At 70.8% G+C, this 18,936-nt stretch carries 22 protein-coding genes; 9 read left to right on the forward strand and 13 right to left on the reverse strand.

Annotated features, from left to right (window positions below; all coding sequences use genetic code 11):
* Position 1: 1 nt before the first annotated feature.
* From ACYVOM_RS03845 to ACYVOM_RS03855, 3 genes are read right to left on the reverse strand one after another with little or no spacing between them, the layout of a single operon-like run.
* The gene (locus tag ACYVOM_RS03845; protein WP_460301794.1) at positions 2-331 is read right to left on the reverse strand and encodes a hypothetical protein; all 330 of its coding nucleotides are present in this window, start codon (positions 329-331) and stop codon (positions 2-4) included.
* A 58-nt stretch (positions 332-389) separates the two neighbouring features.
* Complete coding sequence (locus ACYVOM_RS03850; RefSeq protein ID WP_460301795.1) at positions 390-731, reverse strand: STAS domain-containing protein; 342 nt, start codon at positions 729-731, stop codon at positions 390-392.
* Positions 728-1,429, reverse strand: a complete 702-nt coding sequence (locus ACYVOM_RS03855) for a hypothetical protein (protein ID WP_460301796.1) — start codon at positions 1,427-1,429, stop codon at positions 728-730. Before ACYVOM_RS03855 ends, ACYVOM_RS03850 begins: the two co-directional genes overlap by 4 nt.
* A 327-nt stretch (positions 1,430-1,756) precedes the next feature.
* Between ACYVOM_RS03855 and ACYVOM_RS03860 the strand changes: the two genes are divergently transcribed.
* From ACYVOM_RS03860 to ACYVOM_RS03870, 3 genes are read left to right on the forward strand one after another with little or no spacing between them, the layout of a single operon-like run.
* The gene (locus ACYVOM_RS03860; RefSeq protein WP_460301797.1) at positions 1,757-2,185 is read left to right on the forward strand and encodes a hypothetical protein; all 429 of its coding nucleotides are present in this window, start codon (positions 1,757-1,759) and stop codon (positions 2,183-2,185) included.
* A complete protein-coding gene (locus tag ACYVOM_RS03865) occupies positions 2,146-3,012 on the forward strand; it encodes a hypothetical protein (protein WP_460301798.1) in 867 nt (288 codons plus the stop codon). Before ACYVOM_RS03860 ends, ACYVOM_RS03865 begins: the two co-directional genes overlap by 40 nt.
* A gap of 58 nt (positions 3,013-3,070) precedes the next feature.
* Positions 3,071-3,745, forward strand: coding sequence for a hypothetical protein (locus ACYVOM_RS03870; protein WP_460301799.1), 675 nt, complete (start codon positions 3,071-3,073; stop codon positions 3,743-3,745).
* Positions 3,746-4,050: 305 nt separating this feature from the next.
* On the opposite strand, the gene ACYVOM_RS03875 is transcribed toward ACYVOM_RS03870, so the two are convergent.
* From ACYVOM_RS03875 to ACYVOM_RS03885, 3 genes are all read right to left on the reverse strand, one after another.
* Positions 4,051-5,091, reverse strand: a complete 1,041-nt coding sequence (locus tag ACYVOM_RS03875; protein WP_460301800.1) for an AI-2E family transporter — start codon at positions 5,089-5,091, stop codon at positions 4,051-4,053.
* 51 nt (positions 5,092-5,142) lie between these two features.
* Positions 5,143-5,358, reverse strand: a complete 216-nt coding sequence (locus ACYVOM_RS03880) for a helix-turn-helix domain-containing protein (RefSeq protein WP_123661841.1) — start codon at positions 5,356-5,358, stop codon at positions 5,143-5,145.
* 419 nt (positions 5,359-5,777) lie between these two features.
* The gene (locus ACYVOM_RS03885; protein WP_460301801.1) at positions 5,778-6,476 is read right to left on the reverse strand and encodes a Uma2 family endonuclease; all 699 of its coding nucleotides are present in this window, start codon (positions 6,474-6,476) and stop codon (positions 5,778-5,780) included.
* A 77-nt stretch (positions 6,477-6,553) separates the two neighbouring features.
* Between ACYVOM_RS03885 and ACYVOM_RS03890 the strand changes: the two genes are divergently transcribed.
* The gene (locus ACYVOM_RS03890; protein ID WP_460301802.1) at positions 6,554-6,781 is read left to right on the forward strand and encodes an EF-hand domain-containing protein; all 228 of its coding nucleotides are present in this window, start codon (positions 6,554-6,556) and stop codon (positions 6,779-6,781) included.
* A gap of 56 nt (positions 6,782-6,837) precedes the next feature.
* Here the strand turns inward: ACYVOM_RS03890 and rraA are convergent, their stop codons facing one another.
* Together rraA and rocD are read right to left on the reverse strand one after the other, a co-directional pair.
* A complete protein-coding gene (gene rraA, locus ACYVOM_RS03895) occupies positions 6,838-7,320 on the reverse strand; it encodes a ribonuclease E activity regulator RraA (protein ID WP_460301803.1) in 483 nt (160 codons plus the stop codon).
* A gap of 55 nt (positions 7,321-7,375) precedes the next feature.
* Complete coding sequence (rocD, locus tag ACYVOM_RS03900; protein WP_460301804.1) at positions 7,376-8,566, reverse strand: ornithine--oxo-acid transaminase; 1,191 nt, start codon at positions 8,564-8,566, stop codon at positions 7,376-7,378.
* 67 nt (positions 8,567-8,633) lie between these two features.
* Between rocD and ACYVOM_RS03905 the strand changes: the two genes are divergently transcribed.
* On the forward strand, positions 8,634-9,071 hold the full coding sequence (locus tag ACYVOM_RS03905) for an Lrp/AsnC family transcriptional regulator (protein ID WP_460301805.1): 438 nt from the start codon (positions 8,634-8,636) through the stop codon (positions 9,069-9,071).
* Between the two features lie 16 nt (positions 9,072-9,087).
* On the opposite strand, the gene ACYVOM_RS03910 is transcribed toward ACYVOM_RS03905, so the two are convergent.
* Genes ACYVOM_RS03910 through mshB form a run of 3 tightly spaced genes read right to left on the reverse strand, consistent with a single transcriptional unit; the run spans position 9,088 to position 10,844 of the window.
* On the reverse strand, positions 9,088-9,582 hold the full coding sequence (locus ACYVOM_RS03910) for a flavin reductase family protein (RefSeq protein ID WP_460301806.1): 495 nt from the start codon (positions 9,580-9,582) through the stop codon (positions 9,088-9,090).
* Positions 9,579-9,986: a DUF6113 family protein gene (locus tag ACYVOM_RS03915; RefSeq protein WP_460301807.1), complete on the reverse strand. Its 408-nt coding sequence runs from the start codon at positions 9,984-9,986 to the stop codon at positions 9,579-9,581. Before ACYVOM_RS03915 ends, ACYVOM_RS03910 begins: the two co-directional genes overlap by 4 nt.
* A gap of 6 nt (positions 9,987-9,992) precedes the next feature.
* Positions 9,993-10,844, reverse strand: coding sequence for an N-acetyl-1-D-myo-inositol-2-amino-2-deoxy-alpha-D-glucopyranoside deacetylase (gene mshB / locus ACYVOM_RS03920; protein ID WP_460301808.1), 852 nt, complete (start codon positions 10,842-10,844; stop codon positions 9,993-9,995).
* Positions 10,845-11,000: 156 nt separating this feature from the next.
* Between mshB and ACYVOM_RS03925 the strand changes: the two genes are divergently transcribed.
* Both ACYVOM_RS03925 and ACYVOM_RS03930 read left to right on the forward strand, forming a co-directional pair.
* Positions 11,001-12,725, forward strand: a complete 1,725-nt coding sequence (locus ACYVOM_RS03925) for an ABC transporter transmembrane domain-containing protein (RefSeq protein WP_460301809.1) — start codon at positions 11,001-11,003, stop codon at positions 12,723-12,725.
* Between the two features lie 66 nt (positions 12,726-12,791).
* Complete coding sequence (locus ACYVOM_RS03930) at positions 12,792-14,483, forward strand: ABC transporter ATP-binding protein (protein WP_460301810.1); 1,692 nt, start codon at positions 12,792-12,794, stop codon at positions 14,481-14,483.
* Between the two features lie 38 nt (positions 14,484-14,521).
* On the opposite strand, the gene ACYVOM_RS03935 is transcribed toward ACYVOM_RS03930, so the two are convergent.
* Entirely contained in the window at positions 14,522-15,469 is a 948-nt protein-coding gene (locus ACYVOM_RS03935; protein ID WP_460301811.1) for a LysR family transcriptional regulator, read from the reverse strand.
* 101 nt (positions 15,470-15,570) lie between these two features.
* Between ACYVOM_RS03935 and ACYVOM_RS03940 the strand changes: the two genes are divergently transcribed.
* Positions 15,571-17,640, forward strand: a complete 2,070-nt coding sequence (locus tag ACYVOM_RS03940; RefSeq protein ID WP_460301812.1) for a S9 family peptidase — start codon at positions 15,571-15,573, stop codon at positions 17,638-17,640.
* Positions 17,641-17,664: 24 nt separating this feature from the next.
* On the opposite strand, the gene ACYVOM_RS03945 is transcribed toward ACYVOM_RS03940, so the two are convergent.
* Positions 17,665-18,279, reverse strand: a complete 615-nt coding sequence (locus ACYVOM_RS03945; RefSeq protein ID WP_460301813.1) for a TetR/AcrR family transcriptional regulator — start codon at positions 18,277-18,279, stop codon at positions 17,665-17,667.
* A 65-nt stretch (positions 18,280-18,344) separates the two neighbouring features.
* Between ACYVOM_RS03945 and ACYVOM_RS03950 the strand changes: the two genes are divergently transcribed.
* Positions 18,345-18,902 carry a peroxiredoxin-like family protein gene (locus ACYVOM_RS03950; protein WP_460301814.1) on the forward strand — a complete coding sequence of 186 codons (558 nt, stop codon included), beginning with the start codon at positions 18,345-18,347 and terminating at the stop codon, positions 18,900-18,902.
* Positions 18,903-18,936: the final 34 nt, after the last annotated feature.

Below are 18,936 nucleotides of genomic sequence, written 5' to 3' on the forward strand. Positions count from 1 at the left end.
GTCAGAAGTCGGGCTCGGCCGGCACCGGGAGACGGGCGGCCCGCCGCGCCCTGTCGGCCGCACGGCTGAGCCGCCCCGGATCCCTCGCGTCCGTGCGGTCCCGGCCCCTCTCCGCGGGCAGCTCCCTGCGCGGGACCTTCCCGTAGTCCTCTCCCGGCAGGCGCCTGACATCGGCGGCGTCCACCCAGGCGCGGGCGCCCCTGCACCCGTCGCCTTCGGTCTCCAGCCACACCACGAGCGCCCACCAGGAGCGGTCCGGACGCCGTCCCCAGGCCAGCAGGTAGGCCGCGCCGCCGGTGAGCCGGTACCGCACTACCGGCGGGACCTGCATCGTCTACCTTCGAACATACGTCCGGTTTATCCGATTTACTGGCCGAACGCCAGTTCGATCACCGGGCGGCGAGCGCCTCCGCGACCGTCTCGTGCAACCCCAGCGGGCCGTCCAGACGCGTCAGCCGCAGCGGCCCGGCGACCCTCGCCCGCGCCGCGGCCAAGGCGAACGAACCATCCTCGTTCCGCAGCTTCTGCCACACACCTACGAAGACCGCCATTCCCGTACTGTCCAGGAATGTCACATCCGCCAGATCTATGACGAGGGCGCGGGCCCCCTCGTCGATCAGCCGCTCCAACTCCCTGCGCAGCATCGGCGCCGTCGACACGTCCACCTCGCCGAGAGGCCGCACCACCGTCACCTCTCCCTCGCTGCGCACCTCCATCGGGAGCTCCCTCACTTGTCCTCCTTCCCCGGGCCGTCGGCCTTCCCCGGGCCGTCGGCGGGGGCGGCCCACGGCGACCGCTCCGGGCCGGGGCCGGCCGGCGGGGCGGCCGGGACATGCGGCAGATGCGGCGGCGGAACCGGCGCGGCCTGCCCACCGAACGGAGGCTGCCCCGGCGCGGCCTGCCCGCCAAAGGGAGGCTGCCCCGGCGCGCCGCCGAACGGCGGCTGCGCGGGCCCGGGCACCCCGCCGCCGAACGGCAGCGGAGCCGGCGCGCCCGGCACCGTCCTCGACGCGCGCGACACCCACCGCGACGGCGGCAGCGAGGCGAAGACCAGCGCGGAGCCGACCAGCAACCCCATGCCCACCCCTAGGAAGTCGAGCACGGGGATCATGAACGAGTCGGGCAGCACCGCGTCCAGCAATTCGCTGCCCTGCCGCGGAGCGAACAGCCACAGCAGCGACAGCAGACTCATCAACCCGCCCGAGACCAGTGACGCGAGCGGCGAGATCCGCGACCCGCACAGCAGCCCCACCACCAGGGCGCACAGCAGCAGCACCAGGACCCCCGGGACCACCTCCCCCGCCTGCACGTCGAAGTACCGCGCCGTGGAGGTCACCTTCCTCGACGCCCACCCTCCCGCCGCCACCAGCGGCAGCCACACCATCAGCCCGACGACCACGCCGAGCACATGCCGTGCCGAGTTGTTCATCTCAGTCCTCCTTCGCACCACAAGCCACTAGAGCAACTGAAGAATCATGACCCATCCCTCTCCGGGCCCACCATCCCACCTCTCCGATCAACCGTCGATAACTCTTGGGACGTAGGGGTTAACAGCGATCTGACGGATCTGTAGGCTCCGGTCGTGCGCTGACCCAGCACGCCGGAATGAGCGAACCCCATGATGAAAGCCCGATTCCTCCCCCCAATCGCCCTCATCACTCTCTTCCTCCCTTCCGCCGTGTCCTGCGCCCAGTCCCCCCCGGCCGGCTCCGGCTCTTTCGCCCCCTCCGGAACCACCGCCCCCCAAGCCGCCCCCGTGGCCATCCCCACCACCCCAACGGTGACCAAGGCCGAAGCCGACAAGATCGTCCTAGACCGCTACCGCCAGTACCAGAAAACCTACGAAAAGGCCTACGCCACCGGCGACCCCTCTCCCTTGAGCGAAGTAGCCGTGGACCCCCTCCTGACCATCATCACCAACGACGTGAACGCCACCTTCAAAAAAGGCCACATCTGGCGCTTCACTAACCGCCTTAACCCCTTGATCGGCAGCAGATCAAAAGACCTTTCATCGATCGTCGTCGTCGACTGCGTGAGAACCCTCGGCGCCTTCCGATTCTCCAAGAAAACCGGAAAGCGCACCGGCGGTTCCAACAAGGACACCACCTACTCCTACCAGGCAAGGTTCCAGTACAACGGAACCACATGGAGTATCGCGGAAGCCAGGAAGGGAAAGAAATGCTGAAAGTCCAGTCCAGCAGGCTTCCTCGAGCCGCCATCTCGGCAATCCTCGCTTCCTTCATGGTGATTCTCCTCACCCCGGCTACCTCCTTCGGCGGCCCCTGCGACCTGGACAACCAGCTCGGATGTGGTGCCGCTGGCGAAAACCCCGGGGGCGGAGGTGGCGGAGGTGGTGGCGGAGGGGGCGGAGGGGGCGGAGGTGGTGGTGGCGGCGGCAACGGCCCCGGGGACGGGCCCAACGCAGGAGCCGATGGAAACCTCGGCGGAGCCAACCAGGAAAATGAGGGACCACCGCCCCCGGTACAACAGGACACTATTGACGAAGCCTTTGATTCGGTACCGTTCCCCGTACCGGAACTCATGGCGAATCCAGATCCCGAAACTTATGTCAGGATTCGTACGTCTTTCTGGATACCCGAAGCTGAAATCGGGGAAGTCGCAGCGTACGCCGATGCCGGCGGCGAGGATGGTGTCCCCCTTCAGGCGGTGACCGCCACAGCCAAAATCGTCAAGGTCGAATGGGACCTAAGCGAAGACGAGCCTCTTGTCTGCCTCGGCCTTGGACGACCTAATGGCGAAGGCGATGGCGTCGAATGCGACCACACCTTCGAATATTCTTCCGCCTACCACGGGCTCGATCACCACACCATTACGGCAACACTGTTCTGGGAAGTCACGTGGGAATGCGAGGGATATTGCCCTGACGGCACTGAGGGCATCGTCGATGACGGAGATGACGATGGCGATGGCGACGATTACTACGTCTCCGTTCCCTCTCCAGAGTTCGATCTCAAGGTCAGTGAAATTCAGGCCGAGGCCGACAACAACTGATCCAAGGAGTCTCATATTGGGATGGATCCGCTCCAGTGGGATACTCGCCACTGTAGTCATGCTCACCGCAATCGGGTGCGGAGGGAAAGATAAATCCGACCCCTCCCCAAAACCGACCCCGACCCCTACGCGTGTGCCGATCTACACCATTGAGCAAGTAGAACGAGTACTACTGTCCGCGCACGACCTGGGTAAGGACTGGACAAAGGAAGAGGTCCCGAGCGCCTACAAGGAACGCAAGGTACGCGGATGTTCGGAATCTAAGATCACTCTTACTGGCGACCCAGAGACCAGGGTGATGAAGTTTGGCGCTCCTAAGTTCGCCACTAGAGGGGCGAACTACGCGCAACTAGTCGCAGTGTATGAGAATGAAGATGAAGCCGACGCCGCAATGGAAGCCATCAGCCAGAAGCTATCGAAATGTCCCAAAAGCAAAAAGATCAAATTCAAGCAGTTGCCAGATGACAAGTTCATCTATCAACACGATGATACGTGGTCACTGGATAAAACAGACCTTGGGCAGTGGATCTGGCTCCGAGCACGCGAGAAGTCCGTGTATCCCCGATCCGTCAGCGATATCAATGTTTTCCATTTCAGCATAGACTATGCGCAACGCGGGAACGTTGTCCTGACCTCTATGTACTGGCAGCGGAAAACCCCGAAAGATTCGGGCGACCCTATCGCCGAAAAAGCTACAGAAATCTTGAAAAAGCAGCTTGAAAGGTTTGAATAAATGCCGAGGCCGGTGCGTCGAGCGACTTAATGAGAGAAATCACCAAAGCTCTCAGTTCAGTCTTACCAAGCTCGGCCAGCGGTCGAAGTTCTTTTCGAGGCAACGACAGAATCCCACCAGGAATCGACCACCGCTGCTGTGGGCATCCTGTGCCAACTATGCCTCGGTCTCCTTTTCCTTGACCTCCGCCGAGAAGTTGGAGCGCCACACGGTTCGCGCTTGCACCTATTAACGAATTTTCTTGGTGTCTTAAAAGTTTACTGAGGCGTCTACGGCGGATGTGAACATTTTAGGTGGGTGTGAATTTAGCGGGGGTCGGCGCCGGTCAGGAGGCGGCCTGCCCAGCGTTTGGCGGGGTCTATGTCTAGGAGGAGGGCTCGGACCATGAGGGTCAGGGGGACGGCCAGGAGGGCGCCCAGGGGGCCCAGGACCGAGGTCCAGACGATGAGGGAGAGCATCGTGAGGGTTACTGAGAGGCCTACTGCGCCGCTGAGGAATTTGGGGAGCAGTAGGGACTGGGTGATGAAGTTGATGGCTATGTAGGCGGCTATTACCAGGAGGGCCTTGGCGGGGCCGGAGATGACCAGGGTGAGGAGGGCCGGGGGGATCAGGGCCAGGAGGAAGCCCAAAGTGGGGATGTAGTTGGCTATGAAGGCCAGGAGGCCCCAGAGCCAGGGGAGGGGGACTCCCAGGACGAAGAGGACTATGACGTCCAGGGTGGCCATGAGGGCGCCGAAGATGGTGGAGACCTTGAGGTAGCTGTAGGTGTCTCGGACCGCTCCGCGCAGGGCGCGGACGAGTTCGGGTTTGGCGGGCTCCAGGCGGTTCATCTCGCGGCTCATGGCACCGGCGTCGAGGGACATGGCGACGAGGAGGGTGACCAGAAGGACGCCCGCGGAGCCGACGCTGAGGAGGCCGTTGAGGGCGGTCTGGAGGTAGGGGACGAGGTTGGCGGGGTCGAGGCGGCTCGCTCGCGCCCACAGCTCGGAGGTGTCGATGCCGAGGCCGGACAGCCAGGCGATGGTCTTGTCGGCGAGCGCGGTGAACTTCTCGGAGTGGGCGGGCAGCAGCGAGATCAGCTGGGTGATGGCGAGGGCGATGGCGACGCCCATGCACAGCAGGAAGACCAGGACGGTCAGGAGGGGGACGAGGAAGCACACCCAGTCGGGGGCGCCCAGGCGGCCCAGCCAGGCCCGGACGGGCTGGACGGCGATGGTGAGGAGCAGGGCGAGGACGGCCGGGCCGACCCAGCCGGAGGAGGCTTGGAGGAAGGTGAGGACGATGGCCGAGGCTGCGAGCCCGAGGAGTACCAGCAGCCCCGGCGCGAGCGGGCGGACACGGTCCATGCGGCGAGAATTTCCGTGCCGCAGGACCGTGTCAACCGCGCCCCTCTGACATCAGTCCTTCTTGGCCCGGTTATTACCCCCTCGTCCACGAAGCTCCACGCCGGACTCGACGAGCAGCTTGTGGATGAAGCCGTACGAGCGCCCCAGCTCGGCGGCCAATGCCCGGATACTGCGCCCTGCCGCGTACTGCTCGACTGCGGTGCGGGCCAGTTCCTCTCTCTGGTCGCCGGAGATCCGGCGGCCCTTTGACGTTCCCTGCTCGGTCATCGTCTGTATTTCCTCTCTCCGGTAGCGGCACGATAACCAGCGGTTGATCACGTCCAGGCCACAAGATCGACGCATTACGCGCTCACGGGACGTCACCGGGTTGCAGGACGGGCGCGGTCCAGGCAGGGAGCGGTGGGAGGGGCGGTGGTGTGGCGGGGATCGCGGTCCCCGTCGGGTTGACGACGGGGGTCTGTGGCGGTGCGGGGGGAGCCGAGGCTTTCGCTCCGTTCTTAGGCGGTTTCGTCCGCGGCCCGTCCGTCGCGCCGCCGCTCGTGGGCGTGGCGGGGGCGCCGGGTGCGGCGGGGGGCGGCGCCTGGGCGGTGCCGCTGCAAGCGGTCAGGGGCGCGAGGACGAGCGCGCCGATCACCAGAGGTCGCATCATGCTCACATGGTGCGATCTTCGCTGGTGCCCGCGCAGCTCACATGCCCGGACGGTATGGGGCGTCGGGGACCGCGGTCTCCAGGACGGCGTCGAACGGGAGGGTGAGCGCGGTGCCGAGGGGCGCGTCGGTCTGGTGGTGGTAGTCGCCTTCGCAGGGGATGTCGTAGAGGACGGCGTCGGCGCGTTCCAGGTCGAGCAGGACGTAGCAGGACACTCCAGCGGTGGCGTAGAAGCGGCGTTTGAGTTCGCGGTCGTCGGCGGCGTCGGGGGCGGCGGCGACCTCGACCGCGAGGGCGAGGTCGGAGCCGAGGACGACGTCGCCCTGCCAGGCCGAGCCGGCCCGGACGCAGACGAGGTCGGGCCGCACGTAGGCGCCGCCCGCGGGCATGAGGACTGTCGCGTCCCTGCGGACGGCCCACTCGTGTTCCTTGGCGGCGGGGGCGAGCCTGTCGGCGACGGCCTCGACCATTCGGTCATGCGCGCGGGAGGGCTTTCCGGCGATGGCTATCTCGTCGCCGTACTGCTCGACGCGGACTTCGGCGGGCAGTTCGGCGATGAGGCGGGCGGCGAGCCAGCGGGCGTTCCAGCCGCCGTCGATCCGGACCCTGCCTCCGGCGATCCGCGCGGTGCGGCCCTTGGGGAGCCGCAGTTCGCGGAGGACGGCCGCCGCGGCGGGGGCGGGCCGGCGGCGCAGCAGGCCCCGGGGTTCCCGGCGCAGAAGCGAGTGCAACACCATGCCGTCACCTTACGTCGCCGGGCGGTGACGAAAGGTGCTCTTCTCGGTCCCCTGACGGATTCGATACCGTGCGGCGGGTGACGAACGAGATCAATGCACGCGAGTACCAGGCCACCTTCGACCTCATCGACGCCGACGGCGACGGGTTCATCGACGTCGGGGAGTTGAGCAACCTGATGCGGGCGCTCGGCAAGGAGACGAGCACGTCCCGGGTGGTGGAGGTGATGGTCCAGGCCGACCTCAGCCAGGACGGGAAGATGACGCTCGGCGAGTTCGCCGCGTTCATGGCGAAGGCGAACGTCTGACGACCCGGCCGGGGTCCCCTGCTGCGGGTCCTCGGCTGCGGGTCCTCGGCTTCGGGTCAGGCCAGCACGTCCCGGTCGGCGATGACGATGCCGTCGCCGTCGCTGTAGAGCCACGCGCCCGGCTTGAACTCGGCGCCGCCGAACGCGACGGGCACGTCGACTTCTCCGGCGGAGTCCTTGGCGCTCTTGCGCGGGTTGGATCCGAGCGCCTTGAGGCCGAGCGGGAGGGTGGCGAGGGTCGCGGTGTCGCGGACGGCGCCGTTGATGACGACGCCGGACCAGCCGTTGTCCACGGCGGCCTTCGCGATGAGGTCGCCGCAGAGGGCGGAGGCGAGGGACGCGCCCCCGTCGACGACGAGGACGCGGCCCTCCCCTGGTGTGTTCAGCGTTCGCTTGACGAGTCCGTTGTCGCGGAAGCAGCGGATCGTGGTGATCTGCCCCGAGAACTCGGCTTTGCCGCCGTACTGCCGGAACTGCGTCTCGCAGCTCTGGAGTTCGGCGTCGAAGTCGTCGATGAGGTCGGCCGTCGCGAAGGTCATGTCGGCATCGTAGGCAATCGCCGGACGCGGGGTTACCGGCGGGTACCCGGGCCGGTCAGTGCTCGGCGAGCGCGGTGCGCACCTGCTCCAGCGCCCAGTCCAGCTCCTCGCGGGTGATCGTCAGCGGCGGCGCGAGGCGGATCGTGGTCTCGTGGGTCTCCTTGGCCAGGACGCCGAGCTCCATCAGCCGCTCGGACACGGGACGGGCCTTGCGGTCGAGGTGGAGGCCCGCCCACAGGCCGCGCCCGGAGACGGAGGAGACGCCGGACAGCTCGGTGAGCCGCTCGTGCATGTAGGCGCCGAGTTCCTTGGAGTTGCGCTGGTGGGTGCCCTCGTTCAGCATGGCGACGACCTCGCGGCCGATCGCGCAGGCGAGGGGGTTCCCGCCGAACGTGGAGCCGTGCTGGCCGGGCTGGAAGACGCCGAGGACGTCGCGGTCGGCCACGACCGCGGAGACGGGCATGATGCCTCCGCCGAGGGCCTTGCCGAGGATGTAGATGTCGGGGACGACGTCCTCGAACTGGGCGGCGAAGGTGTCTCCGGCGCGGCCGAGGCCCGCCTGGATCTCGTCGTCGATCATCAGCACGCCCGCCTCGTCGCACAGCTCCCGCAGCGCTCGCAGGAAGCCGCGCGGCGGCACGTTGACGCCCGCCTCGCCCTGGATCGGCTCCACGAGAACGGCGACGGTCGAGCCGTCGACCGCGGCCCGGACGGCGTCGATGTCGCCGTAGGGGACGGTCCGGAAGCCGGGCGTGTAGGGGCCGTAGTGCTCGTGCGCCTCGGGGTCGTCGGAGAAGGAGATGATCGTGGTGGTCCTGCCGTGGAAGTTCCCGGCGAACACGATGATGTTGGCCTGGTCGGCGGGCACGCCCTTGACCTCGTAGCCCCATTTGCGTGCGGTCTTGATGGCCGTCTCGACGCCTTCGGCGCCGGAGTTCATGGGCAGGACCATGTCCTTGCCGCACAGGGCGGCGAGTTCGGTGACGAACGGGCCGAACTGGTCGTGGTCGAAGGCCCGGCTGACGAGGGTGACCCGGTCGAGCTGCTCCTTGGCGCGGGCGGTGAGGCGGGGGTTGCGGTGCCCGAAGTTGACCGCGGAGTACGCCGAGAGCATGTCCAGGTAACGGCGTCCGTCCGCGTCGGTCACCCAGACGCCCTCGGCTTCGGCGATCACGACGGGCAGCGGGTGGTAGGTGTGCGCGGCGTGCTCGTCGGACAGCGTCCGCAGCTCAGAGGAGATGGTCATGCACCTCAGGTTAGGCTCGCCGGGGAGAGCACTCCAATGTGGAAATAGCAGCTAGAACGGCAATTCATTGCAAATTGACGAGATCGACCGGCGCATCCTTGCGTCACTCATCGCCGACGCCCGAACCTCCTATTCCCGAATCGGCACCGACGTGGGCCTGTCCGCCCCCGCGGTCAAGCGACGGGTCGACAGGTTGCGCGCCGAGGGCGCGATCACCGGCTATCGCGCCCAGGTCAGCCCGGAGGCGCTCGGCTGGACCACCGAGGCGTTCGTGGAGATCTTCTGCGCGGGCGGCACGTCGGCGAAGCAGATCAGGTCGAGCCTCTCCCGCCATCCCGAGGTGGTGGCCTGCTACACGGTGAGCGGCGAGCCTGACGCGCTCGTGCACCTGCGCGCCCGCGACATCGCGCATCTCGAGGCGACCCTGGAGAGGGTCCGGGTGGATCGGATGATCGTGCAGACGAAGACCTCGATCGTCCTGTCCAGGCTGATCGACGCCCTCTGAGCCCTCCGGCGGGCCCCTATTCGGGCTTCAGGGCCCGGTAGGCGCCCCGGTCGTAAAGGAGAGGGTCGCCCTCCGAGGGGGTGCTCACGGCGAGCACCTCGCCGACGACGATGCTGTGGTCTCCCCCGTCGTGGACGGCGTGCGTCCGGCACTCCATGGCGCCGATGGCCTCGTCGAAGACCGGGGCTCCGGTGACGAGACCGGGGTGGGTGGCCCATCCGTCGAGCTGACCCTCCAGGGGGCGGCCCCGCGTCGCGAACCAGGACGAGGCGGCCTCGGAGTGCTCGCCGAGAATGGAGACCGCCCACGTCTCCTGCTCCAGCACGGTGTCGTGGAAGCGCGCCCTCTTCTCGGCGCAGAACAGCACCAGGAGCGGCTCCAGGGACACCGTGGTGAAGGCGTTCATCGTCATCGCGTGCGGGACGCCGTCGGCGACGGTCGTGACGACGGTGATGCCCGTGGTGAAGCGGCCCGCAACGCGGCGGAAGTCGAGGGGATCGGGCGAGGTCATCGGGGCAGCCCGGTGAAGAACGACCGGTGCGCGGGGGTGAGGAGGACCGCGCCGAGTGCCACCGCGAGGCCGCCGAAGAGGAAGAGCAGGCCGTAGGCGTTGCCCGCGACCAGGATGTCGCCCTCGGACCTGCCGACGGACAGCGCGCTCGTGGTGATGACCCAGGTGACCGCGGGGATCAGCGCCCCCGTCCGGGTTCCGGCCGCCCAGCCCGCCGCGCGGATCGCCACGAACGTGCAGGCCAGCACCAGCAGACACGAGACCAGCGGCCGCGAGGCGTCGCGGTTGTACTGGAAGGTCCCGATCAGGCCGACCAGGGCGCCGCCGAGCGCGAGCAGTCCGTAGAGCGCCCCCTTGGCCGCGCCCTCTTCACCGTTCCCGCTGCTCACTCGCTGCTCTTCCACGGATACTCAGGCTATCCCGCCGAACAGGTCGGATTCCCGCCCGTCAGGTCCGACCGGCCCCTTGGGGCCGGCGACCAGGGTGTAGTACTCGGTGCCGAAGGCCTGCTGCCCGACGTTGTCCGACAGCGCGAAGTGCGAGCCGGCGACGGTGATCTGGGTGCGGTGCGCGGCGAGGGCGGTGAGTTTGCGGGGCAGGTAGGCGCGGGCGTCGATCGCGGTGGTCACCTCGTCGTCCGGTACGCCGTAGGCGACCTCCTCGACCGAGGCGGGGCCGCGGAAGGGTCCTCCGGCCTGGAGGACGGCCACGGAGCGGGCGATCACCGAGCGGGGCATGGCCGTCGCGTAGAACTTGGCGACCTCCCAGTCGGTGCCCTGGACGTTCTGGAACGCGCGCCAGGCGACCCGGTGGGCCTGGATGTGGTCGGGGTGGCCGTAGTAGCCGTTGTCGTCGTAGGTGACCATGACCTGCGGGCGCACGTCCTTGATCACCTCTTCGAGCTGGCTCGCGGCCTCGTCGAGATCGGCCTGCCAGAACGCCTCGGACCGCTCGTTGGACTGCACCCCGGCCATGCCGGAGTCGCGCCAGCGGCCCGGGCCGCCCAGGTACCGGTGGTCGGTGACGCCGAGGGCCTCCATGGCCGCGTCCAGCTCCGTGATCCGGTAGACGCCCAGCTCGTCGCGCTGGTCGGCGGCGAGTTCGGCGAGCTCCGGCGGGATGATCTCGCCCTCCTCGCCCAGGGTGCACGTCACGAGGGTCACCTGGGCGCCTTCAGCCGCGTACCGGGCCATGGTGGCGCCCGTCCCGATCGACTCGTCGTCGGGATGGGCGTGCACGAACAGGATGCGGCGGTCGCTCATGCCTTGCAGGGTAACCATCCCCGCGGCCCCGATTCTTCACCAGGGGCCGTGCCGACCCTCACATCCAGGTGACGATCTGCGCGGGCCGCCGTGAGCACGTCGAAACACGCGAAAAACCGGTGGCGCCGTCGCCGTCCGGTTACTTACCGTCGAGGAATGCGCGACCTTCCGGTCCATGATCCCGGCAGCCCGGCCACGGGCGGGCCGTGGCGCTTCCTGGCATGGCTGACCCGCGCGGAGGGGCTCGCCTTCGCGGCTTCGGCGCTGTGGAGCGTCGTCGGGATGACGGCGCAGGCGCTGATGCCCGCGGCGCTGGGCCGGGCCGTCGACGAGGGGATCACCGCCCGGCACGCCGGGGCGCTGGCCGCGTGGACGGGGGTGCTGCTCGGGCTGGGGCTGCTGATGGCGCTGTCCCGCATCTGGGGGCACCGGGCGGCGGTCAAGGTGTGGCTGGGCGCCGCCTACCGGACGGTCCAGGTGGTCTCGCGGCACGCCGGGGCGCTCGGCGACTCGCTGGCGCGGCGGATCAGCTCGGGCGAGGTGATCGCGGTCGGGACGGGCGACGTGTCCCGGCTCGGCTCGGTGGTCGAGGTACTCGCCCGGACGGTGGGCGCGGTCCTGTCCGCCACCGCCGTCACCGTGGTGCTCCTCGGCATCGAAGTGCGGCTCGGCCTGGTCCTGCTGCTCGGGGTCCCCGCGGTCCTCGCGCTCAGCGGGCCGCTGCTGCGGCCGATCCACCGCCGCCAGAACGAGCGGCGCGACCGCACCGGGGAGATGACCGCGACCGCCTCCGACATCGTCGCCGGGCTGCGGGTGCTGCGCGGCGTCGGCGGCGAGTCCCTGTTCGAGCGGCGCTTCCGCGCCGAGTCGCAGCGGGTGCGGGAGGCCGGGACGCGGGCGGGCCGGGCCGAGGCGTGGCTGCACGCGGCGGGCGTCCTGTTCCCCGGCCTGCTGCTCACGCTCGTCACCTGGATGGGCGCCCGTTACGCGGCGGCCGGCGAGATCACCGCGGGCCAGCTCGTGGCCTGCTACGGATACGCGGCCTTCCTCGTGACGCCGCTCTGGGTGCTCGCCGAGGCCGCCGGGCACCTCGCCAAGGGCCATGTCGCCGCCTCCCGGGTCGTGCGCATCCTGCGGATGGAACCCGGGTTCCCCGGCGACGGCGTGCGCGAGCCGTCGGGCGGCGAGCTGGCCGACGACGCCTCGGGGCTGCGGATCAGGCCCGGCGCGTTCACCGCTGTGGTGGCCGGGCAGGACGCGGGCGGGCTCGCCGACAGGCTGGCGGGCTACACCGCCGACGAGGGCGTCACCTACGGCGGGGTGCCTTTGGCCGAGGTGCGGGGCCTGCGCGGGCGCATCGTCTACGCGGCCGATGAGGACGTGCTCTTCACCGGCCCGCTGCGGGAGGAACTGCTGCCCGAGGGCACGGACGCGCGCCGGGCCGAGGCGGTCCGGGCGGCGTCCGCCGAGGACGTGCTGGCCGAGGTCGGCGGGCTCGCCGAAGGGCGGGTGGCCGAAGCCGGACGCGAGTTCTCCGGCGGGCAGCGCCAAAGGCTGCGGCTGGCCCGCGCGCTGGCCGCCGACGCCGAGGTGCTGGTGCTCGTGGAGCCGACCAGCGCGGTCGACGCGCACACCGAGGCCGCGATCGCCGGACGGCTCGCGGCGTACCGCAGGGGCCGCACGACTGTGGTGTTCACCGGGAGCCCGCTGGTGCTCGCCGCCGCCGACCACGTGGTGCACGTCCAGCGCGGCAAGGTGGCCGCCGAGGGCAGCCACGCCGATCTCATGGCCGGGGCGCCCGGATACCGCGCGTCGGTCACCCGCGCATTACCGGGCGTGAGCGGACACGGGACCTACGGGCCAGGGCGCCAGGCCCCATGAGCAAGACGACGGGCAAGGGACGCACGGCCGAAAAGCGGGCCGACGAGCGGGACGGGGAGGTGCGAGGTGAAGCTGCCGATCGCGAGCGCCGCGCAGGCCAAGGCCTACGCGCGGCGGCTGGTGCTGCGGCACCCGCGTGAGCTGGCCGCCACGGTGGCGCTGCACGCCCTGGCGACGGTCTCCGGCCTGGCCGTGCCGTGGCTGTTCGCCCAGCTCGTCGAGGAGCCGGGCCGCCGGATCGACCTCCTCGCCGGGGGCATCGCCGCCTTCACGGTGGTCCAGGCGCTGCTGACCCGTGCCGCGTTCGCCGCGTCGGCGCGCCTGGGCGAACGGGTCCTCGCGGAGCTGCGCGAGGACTTCGTCGGGCAGGCCCTGCGGCTTCCCCTGGCGACGGTGGAGCGCGCCGGCACCGGCGACCTCCTCACCCGCTCGACCCGCGACGTCGACCTGCTGGAGAGCGCCGTGCGGGACGCCGTCCCGCAGGTCCTGGTCTCCGGCGTCACCGTGGTGTTCACCGCCGCGGCCCTGGCGCTGACCGCGCCGCTCCTGCTGCTGCCGACGCTCGCGGTGGCGCCGCTGCTGTGGCTGTCCACCCGCTGGTACCTCAGGCGCGCCCTCGCGGCCTACCTCGCCGAACAGGAGCGGTGGGCCGAGCTGATCGACGCCTTCGCCGAGACCGTCAACGGCGCGCGCACCGTGGCGGCGCTCGGCCGCGAGGAGCAGCGCCGGACGCTCACCGACGCGCGGATCGCCGGAAGCTGGGGCGCGGAGAAGTACTCCCTGTCGCTGCGCACCCGCTGGAACCCGGCGCTGGAGCTGAGCTACGTCCTCCCCGTCGCCGGGACCCTGCTGCTCGGCGGGCTGCTGTACCTGCACGGACATGCCTCCCTCGCCCAGGTGACCGCGGCGACCCTGTACGTGCAGCAGCTCGGCTATCCCCTGAACATCCTGCTCATGCAGCTCGACGAGCTCCAGCTCGGCGGGGCGTCGCTGGCCCGGCTGCTGGGCGTCGCCGAGGTGCCGCCCGACCGCTCCCCCGGCGCCGCCGAGCCCGCCGGGCCCGAGCTGTCGGCGCGGGAGGTCCGCTACGCCTACGCCGAACGGGACGTGCTGCACGGCGTCGACCTCGATCTGGTGCCGGGCGAGCGGCTCGCCGTCGTGGGGCCCTCGGGGGCGGGCAAGTCGACGCTCGGGCGGCTGCTCGCGGGGATCGACGGCCCGCGCACCGGCACGGTCGAGCTCGGCGCGGTCCCGCTGATCGAACTGCCGCTGGACGACCTGCGGCAGCGGATCGCGCTGGTCACCCAGGAGCACCACGTCTTCCGCGCGACCCTGCGCGACAACCTCGCCCTCGTCCGCCAGGCGCCCGACGCCGAACTGCTGGCGGCGCTGGAGGCCGTCGGGTGGACGGGGCCCGATCTGGGCGCCGTCGTCGGCTCCGGCGGCGCGGCGCTGACCCCCGCCGAGGCGCAGCGGCTCGCGCTGGCCCGGCTCGTGCTGGCCGACCCGCACACGCTGATCCTCGACGAGGCGACCTCGCTCATCGACCCGCGCACCGCCCGCGGCCTGGAGCGCTCGCTCGCCGCGGTGCTGCGCGGCCGGACCGTCGTCGCGATCGCGCACCGGCTGCACACCGCGCACGACGCCGACCGGGTCGCGGTGGTCGAGGACGGCAGGATCACCGAACTCGGCACGCACGACGAACTCGTCAGCCGGGGAGGCTCGTACGCGGCGCTCTGGGAGACGTGGACCCGCTGACCGCGCGGAGCCACCGACCGCACAGAGCTGCTGACCGCTCAGATCAGGTGCCGGACGCCGGGCGGCAGCGACCCGTCGCGGGCGGCGTCGCCGAGGTAGGCCTCCAGCGTCTCGCGGAACGCCCGCGCGGCGTGGGTCGGCGCGACGTCCTTGCGGTGCGCGATGGCGATCGTGCGCTCCAGGCCGGGCCGCTCGCCGCCGCCGTTCTCGCCCGGGGACAGCGGCACCCCGCGCAGCCCGGGACGGCCCGCCAGGACCATGCTCGGCACGACCGCGATCCCCAGGCCCGCCTCGACGAAGCGCAGCACCGCGTCCATCTCGCCGCCCTCCACCGCGTAGCGGGGCTCGAACCCGGCCTGGCGGCAGGCGCTGATCGTGGAGTCGCGCAGGTCGTAGCCGACCCGGAACATCACCAGGTCGCGGCCGTTGAGGTCCTCGACCGTCATCGGGGAGCGGCGGGGCCGCTGGTCCGACGGCATCGCCACGACCAGATGCTCGCGCAGGATCGGGGTCGTCACCAGCGGCGTGTCGTCGGCCAGGGGAAGGATCACCAGGGCGAGGTCGAGGGAGCCGCGCGTCAGATCCCGCACGAGGTCGCGCGAGCCGCCCTCCTCGACGGTGAGGTCGATGCCGGGGTAGGCGTCGTGGAAGCGGCGCAGGGCGTCGGCCAGGAGGCCCGCGCACAGCGACGGGGTCGCGCCGAGCCGGACCCTGCCGCGCACCAGCCCGGCCAGCTCCCGCACCTCGAGGCGCGCGGTGTCGACGTCGGCGAGGATGCGCTTGGCCAGCGGCAGCAGCACGTCGCCGGCCGGGGTCAGCGTGATGTTGCCGCGCGCGCGGCTGAACAGCGGCGCGCCCAGTTCCTTCTCCAGCGCGCGGATCTGCTTGGACAGCGAAGGCTGGGCGATGCCGAGCGACTCGGCCGCCTGCGTGAAGTGGCGGATCTCCGCCACCGCGACGAAGTAGGCCAGCTGCTGCAACTGCACACCGGCCATTGTTCCCCACCTGCCCCCGCCGTGCCGCCGCCGTCGCGCGGTTGTCCACAGGCCGCAGCTCGGGGGGTGATCCAGGCGCTTAGGCTTGCGTCATGACGATGAGCTTCCCGCGCCAGAGTGCCCGGACCCGCAGGTTCACCCTCGGAGCGCCCCGCGGCGTCACCGTCGCGCCGGACGGCTCGTCGGTGGTCTTCCTGCGGAGCAAGGACGGCACGGACCCCGTCACCTGCCTGTGGCGGCTGGATCCGGCCACCGGCGAGGAGCGGCTGCTCGCCGACCCCGCCTCGCTCGGCATCGACGAGAGCGACCTGCCTGCCGAGGAGCGGGCGCGGCGCGAGCGCGCCCGCGAGTCCGCGGGCGGCATCGTCTCCTACAGCACCGACGAGAACGCCAGGATCGCGGCGTTCACGCTCGGCGGCCAGCTGTTCTCCTGCGATCTCGCCACGGGGTCGGTCAAGCAGCTCCCCGCCGTCGCGCCGGTCTTCGGACCGCGCCTCGACCCGCGCGGCACCCGCGTCGCCTATGTCTCGGGGCGCTCCCTGCACGTCATCGACGTGGCCTCGGGCGCCGACACCGTGGTGGCCCGGTCGGAGAGCGAGCAGGTCTCCTACGGGCTCGCCGAGTTCATCGCGGCCGAGGAGATGGGCCGCATGCGCGGCTTCTGGTGGTCGCCCAAGGGCGAGGCCCTGCTCGTCGCCCGGGTGGACGAGACCCCCGTGCACCGGTGGCACATCGCCGACCCCGCGCATCCCGAGCGGCCCGCCCAGACCGTCGCCTACCCGGCGGCCGGGACGCCGAACGCGATCGTGTCCCTGGTGATCGTCGGGGCCGAGGGCGAGCCGAAGGCCACGGTCGACTGGGACCGCGGCATGTACCCCTACCTCGTCACCGTCTCCTGGGACTCCCGCGGCCCGCTCATCGTGGTGCAGACCCGCGACCAGCGGACCCTGCGGGTGCTCGGCGTCGACGTGCTCGACGGCCAGACGACCGTCGTGCAGAACGCGCACGACGCGGCCTGGCTGGAGATCGTCGGCGGCGTCCCGGCGCGCACCGGCTCCGGCGCGCTCGTCTGGACGGCCGACGACGACCACACCCGCCGGCTGACGGTCGCGGGCGAGCCGGTGACCCCGCCCGGCCTCCAGGTCCGGGCCGTCCTCGACGTCTCCGGCGAGTCGGTGCTGTTCACCGCCTCGGACGAGCCGACGGAGGTCCACGTCTGGGAGTACTCCCCCGAGGGCCTCACCCGGCTCACCGAAGGCCGGGGCGTGTTCTCGGCGGTCCGGGCGGGCGGCGTCGTCGTGCTGTCGGGCACCACGCTGGACTCGACGCGGGCGCGGACCTGGATCCGCGGCTCGGCCGTGGAGATCGCCAACCACGCGGAGATCCCGGTGATCACACCGCGGGTCGAGGTGTTCTCCGCGGGCGACCGGGAGATCCGGACCGCGGTGCTGCTGCCGGCCGGGTTCGACCCGGCGTCCGGCGAGCGGCTGCCCGTCCTCATGGACCCGTACGGCGGGCCCGGCGCCCAGCGCGTCCTGGCGGCCGGGCGGGCGTTCTGCGAGGCGCAGTACCTCGCCGACCAGGGCTTCGCGGTGATCGTCGCGGACAACCGCGGCACGCCGGGCCGCGGCCCGATCTGGGAGCGGACCATCCAGGGCGACTTCTGCGACGTCGTCCTAGAGGACCAGGTCGCGGCCCTCCAGGCCGCCGCCGAGCGGTACCCGCTGGACCTCGGCCGGGTCGCGATCCGCGGGTGGTCGTTCGGCGGGTTCCTCGCGGCCCTGGCCGTCCTGCGCCGTCCCGACGTGTTCCACGCGGCCGTCGCGGGCGCCCCGGTCACCGACTGGAGCCTGTACGACACCCACTACACCGAGCGCTACCTGGGCGACCCTGGCGAGGACCCGGACGTCTACAAGGCCAACTCGCTCATCGAGGACGCGCCCGCGCTGACCCGTCCCCTGATGATCATCCACGGCCTCGCCGACGACAACGTGGTGGCCGCGCACACCCTGCGCCTGTCCAGCGCCCTGCTGGCCGCGGGCCGCCCCCACACCGTCCTGCCACTCTCGGGCGTCACCCACATGACGCCGCAGGAGATCGTCGCCGAGAACCTCCTGCACCTCCAGGTGGCCTTCCTCAAGGACTCCCTGCCCCTGGCCTGACCTCGTGCCGGGGCGTCCGGGCCGTCATGGCGCGGACGCCCCGGCCAGGCCGTCCAGCAGCAGGTCGAGGCCGCGCCGGAACTCGGCGCCGGGCGGCAGGGCCGCCGCGTCCCGCGCGGTCTCCGCGAGCAGCGGGAACCCCGTGAGCCCGGCCATGCGCCGGGTGCTCCGCCCGTCCAGCGGCCCCCGGTGCTCCAGTTCGATCGCGCCGACGAGGTAGGCGACGAGCGCGCGCAGCGCCACGACCCTGTCCGCGCCGGTGAAGCCCGCCCCGGTCAGCACCGCAAGGACCGCCTCGCTCCACCGCGCCAGCGAGGGCGAGCCGTCCCGGTGGGCCGCGGTGAGCGGCAGGGCGTTCGGGTGGCGGGCGACGGCCGCCCGCACCCGTTCGGCCAGCACGGCGATCCGCTCACGCCACGGGCCTTCGGGCACCTCGGTGTCCACGTCGGCCATGACCCGCTCGACGACGAGTTCCTCGAGCTCCGCACGGTCGGCGACGTACCGGTAGAGCGACATCGCGCCCATGCCCAGGCGCGCGGCGACGGCCTTCATGCTCAGCGCGGCCAGCCCTTCGGCGTCGATGACGGCCAGCGCCGCCTCGGAGATCCGGTCTGGGGTGAGCGATCGCGGCCTCGGCACCCTTGACAGCGTAGGGGATACGCCTATCTTTGTAAGCGTATGCCCTACGCCTACAGGAGGCAGCCATGACCGTCACCGAGCAGAGCATCGTCGCCCCGCGCACCCTGGAGACCGTGACGGGCGCGCCCGCGCCCGTCCCCCACCCCGACGGCCTGGTGCACCTCCAGTTCCGCAGGTTCGCCGGATGCCCCATCTGCAACGTGCACCTGCGGTCGGTCGCCCGGCGGTACCCCGAGATCCAGGCCGCGGGCGTCACCGAGGTCGCGGTCTTCCACGCCCCCGTCGGGGAACTGCGCCCGCACGTGGCGGAACTGCCCTTCGCCGTCGTCGCCGATCCGGCCAGGCGGTTGTACGTTGAATTCGGTGTGGAGAGCGCGCCGAGGGCTCTGCTCGACCCGCGCGTCTGGCCCGGGATCGTCCGGGCGGTGGCCGCCGAACTGCCGCGGGCGCTGCGCGGCAAGGCGAAGTTCCCCGCGCTGCGCCCCACAGGCGGGCGGCTGGGCCTTCCGGGCGACTTCCTCATCGCCCCCGGCGGCGAGGTGCTCGCCGCCAGGATCGGCGCGCACGCCGATGACCAGTGGAGCGTGGACGAGCTCCTCGCCCTCGCGCAGACCCCGCGTTGACTACTATGTACGGTAGTACTACGCTCCGTAGAGC

Source organism: Actinocorallia aurea, assembly GCF_054783995.1.

What these genes read in the sequence shown, in the direction of transcription:
- ACYVOM_RS03845 (WP_460301794.1), bottom strand. Translation starts at nt 331, where the DNA reads ATGCAGGTCCCGCCGGTAGTGCGGTACCGGCTCACCGGCGGCGCGGCC.
- ACYVOM_RS03855 (WP_460301796.1), bottom strand. Translation starts at nt 1,429, where the DNA reads ATGAACAACTCGGCACGGCATGTGCTCGGCGTGGTCGTCGGGCTGATG.
- ACYVOM_RS03865 (WP_460301798.1), top strand. Translation starts at nt 2,146, where the DNA reads ATGGAGTATCGCGGAAGCCAGGAAGGGAAAGAAATGCTGAAAGTCCAG.
- ACYVOM_RS03870 (WP_460301799.1), top strand. Translation starts at nt 3,071, where the DNA reads ATGCTCACCGCAATCGGGTGCGGAGGGAAAGATAAATCCGACCCCTCC.
- ACYVOM_RS03875 (WP_460301800.1), bottom strand. Translation starts at nt 5,091, where the DNA reads ATGGACCGTGTCCGCCCGCTCGCGCCGGGGCTGCTGGTACTCCTCGGG.
- ACYVOM_RS03880 (WP_123661841.1), bottom strand. Translation starts at nt 5,358, where the DNA reads ATGACCGAGCAGGGAACGTCAAAGGGCCGCCGGATCTCCGGCGACCAG.
- ACYVOM_RS03885 (WP_460301801.1), bottom strand. Translation starts at nt 6,476, where the DNA reads ATGGTGTTGCACTCGCTTCTGCGCCGGGAACCCCGGGGCCTGCTGCGC.
- rraA (WP_460301803.1), bottom strand. Translation starts at nt 7,320, where the DNA reads ATGACCTTCGCGACGGCCGACCTCATCGACGACTTCGACGCCGAACTC.
- rocD (WP_460301804.1), bottom strand. Translation starts at nt 8,566, where the DNA reads ATGACCATCTCCTCTGAGCTGCGGACGCTGTCCGACGAGCACGCCGCG.
- ACYVOM_RS03910 (WP_460301806.1), bottom strand. Translation starts at nt 9,582, where the DNA reads ATGACCTCGCCCGATCCCCTCGACTTCCGCCGCGTTGCGGGCCGCTTC.
- mshB (WP_460301808.1), bottom strand. Translation starts at nt 10,844, where the DNA reads ATGAGCGACCGCCGCATCCTGTTCGTGCACGCCCATCCCGACGACGAG.
- ACYVOM_RS03925 (WP_460301809.1), top strand. Translation starts at nt 11,001, where the DNA reads ATGCGCGACCTTCCGGTCCATGATCCCGGCAGCCCGGCCACGGGCGGG.
- ACYVOM_RS03940 (WP_460301812.1), top strand. Translation starts at nt 15,571, where the DNA reads ATGACGATGAGCTTCCCGCGCCAGAGTGCCCGGACCCGCAGGTTCACC.
- ACYVOM_RS03950 (WP_460301814.1), top strand. Translation starts at nt 18,345, where the DNA reads ATGACCGTCACCGAGCAGAGCATCGTCGCCCCGCGCACCCTGGAGACC.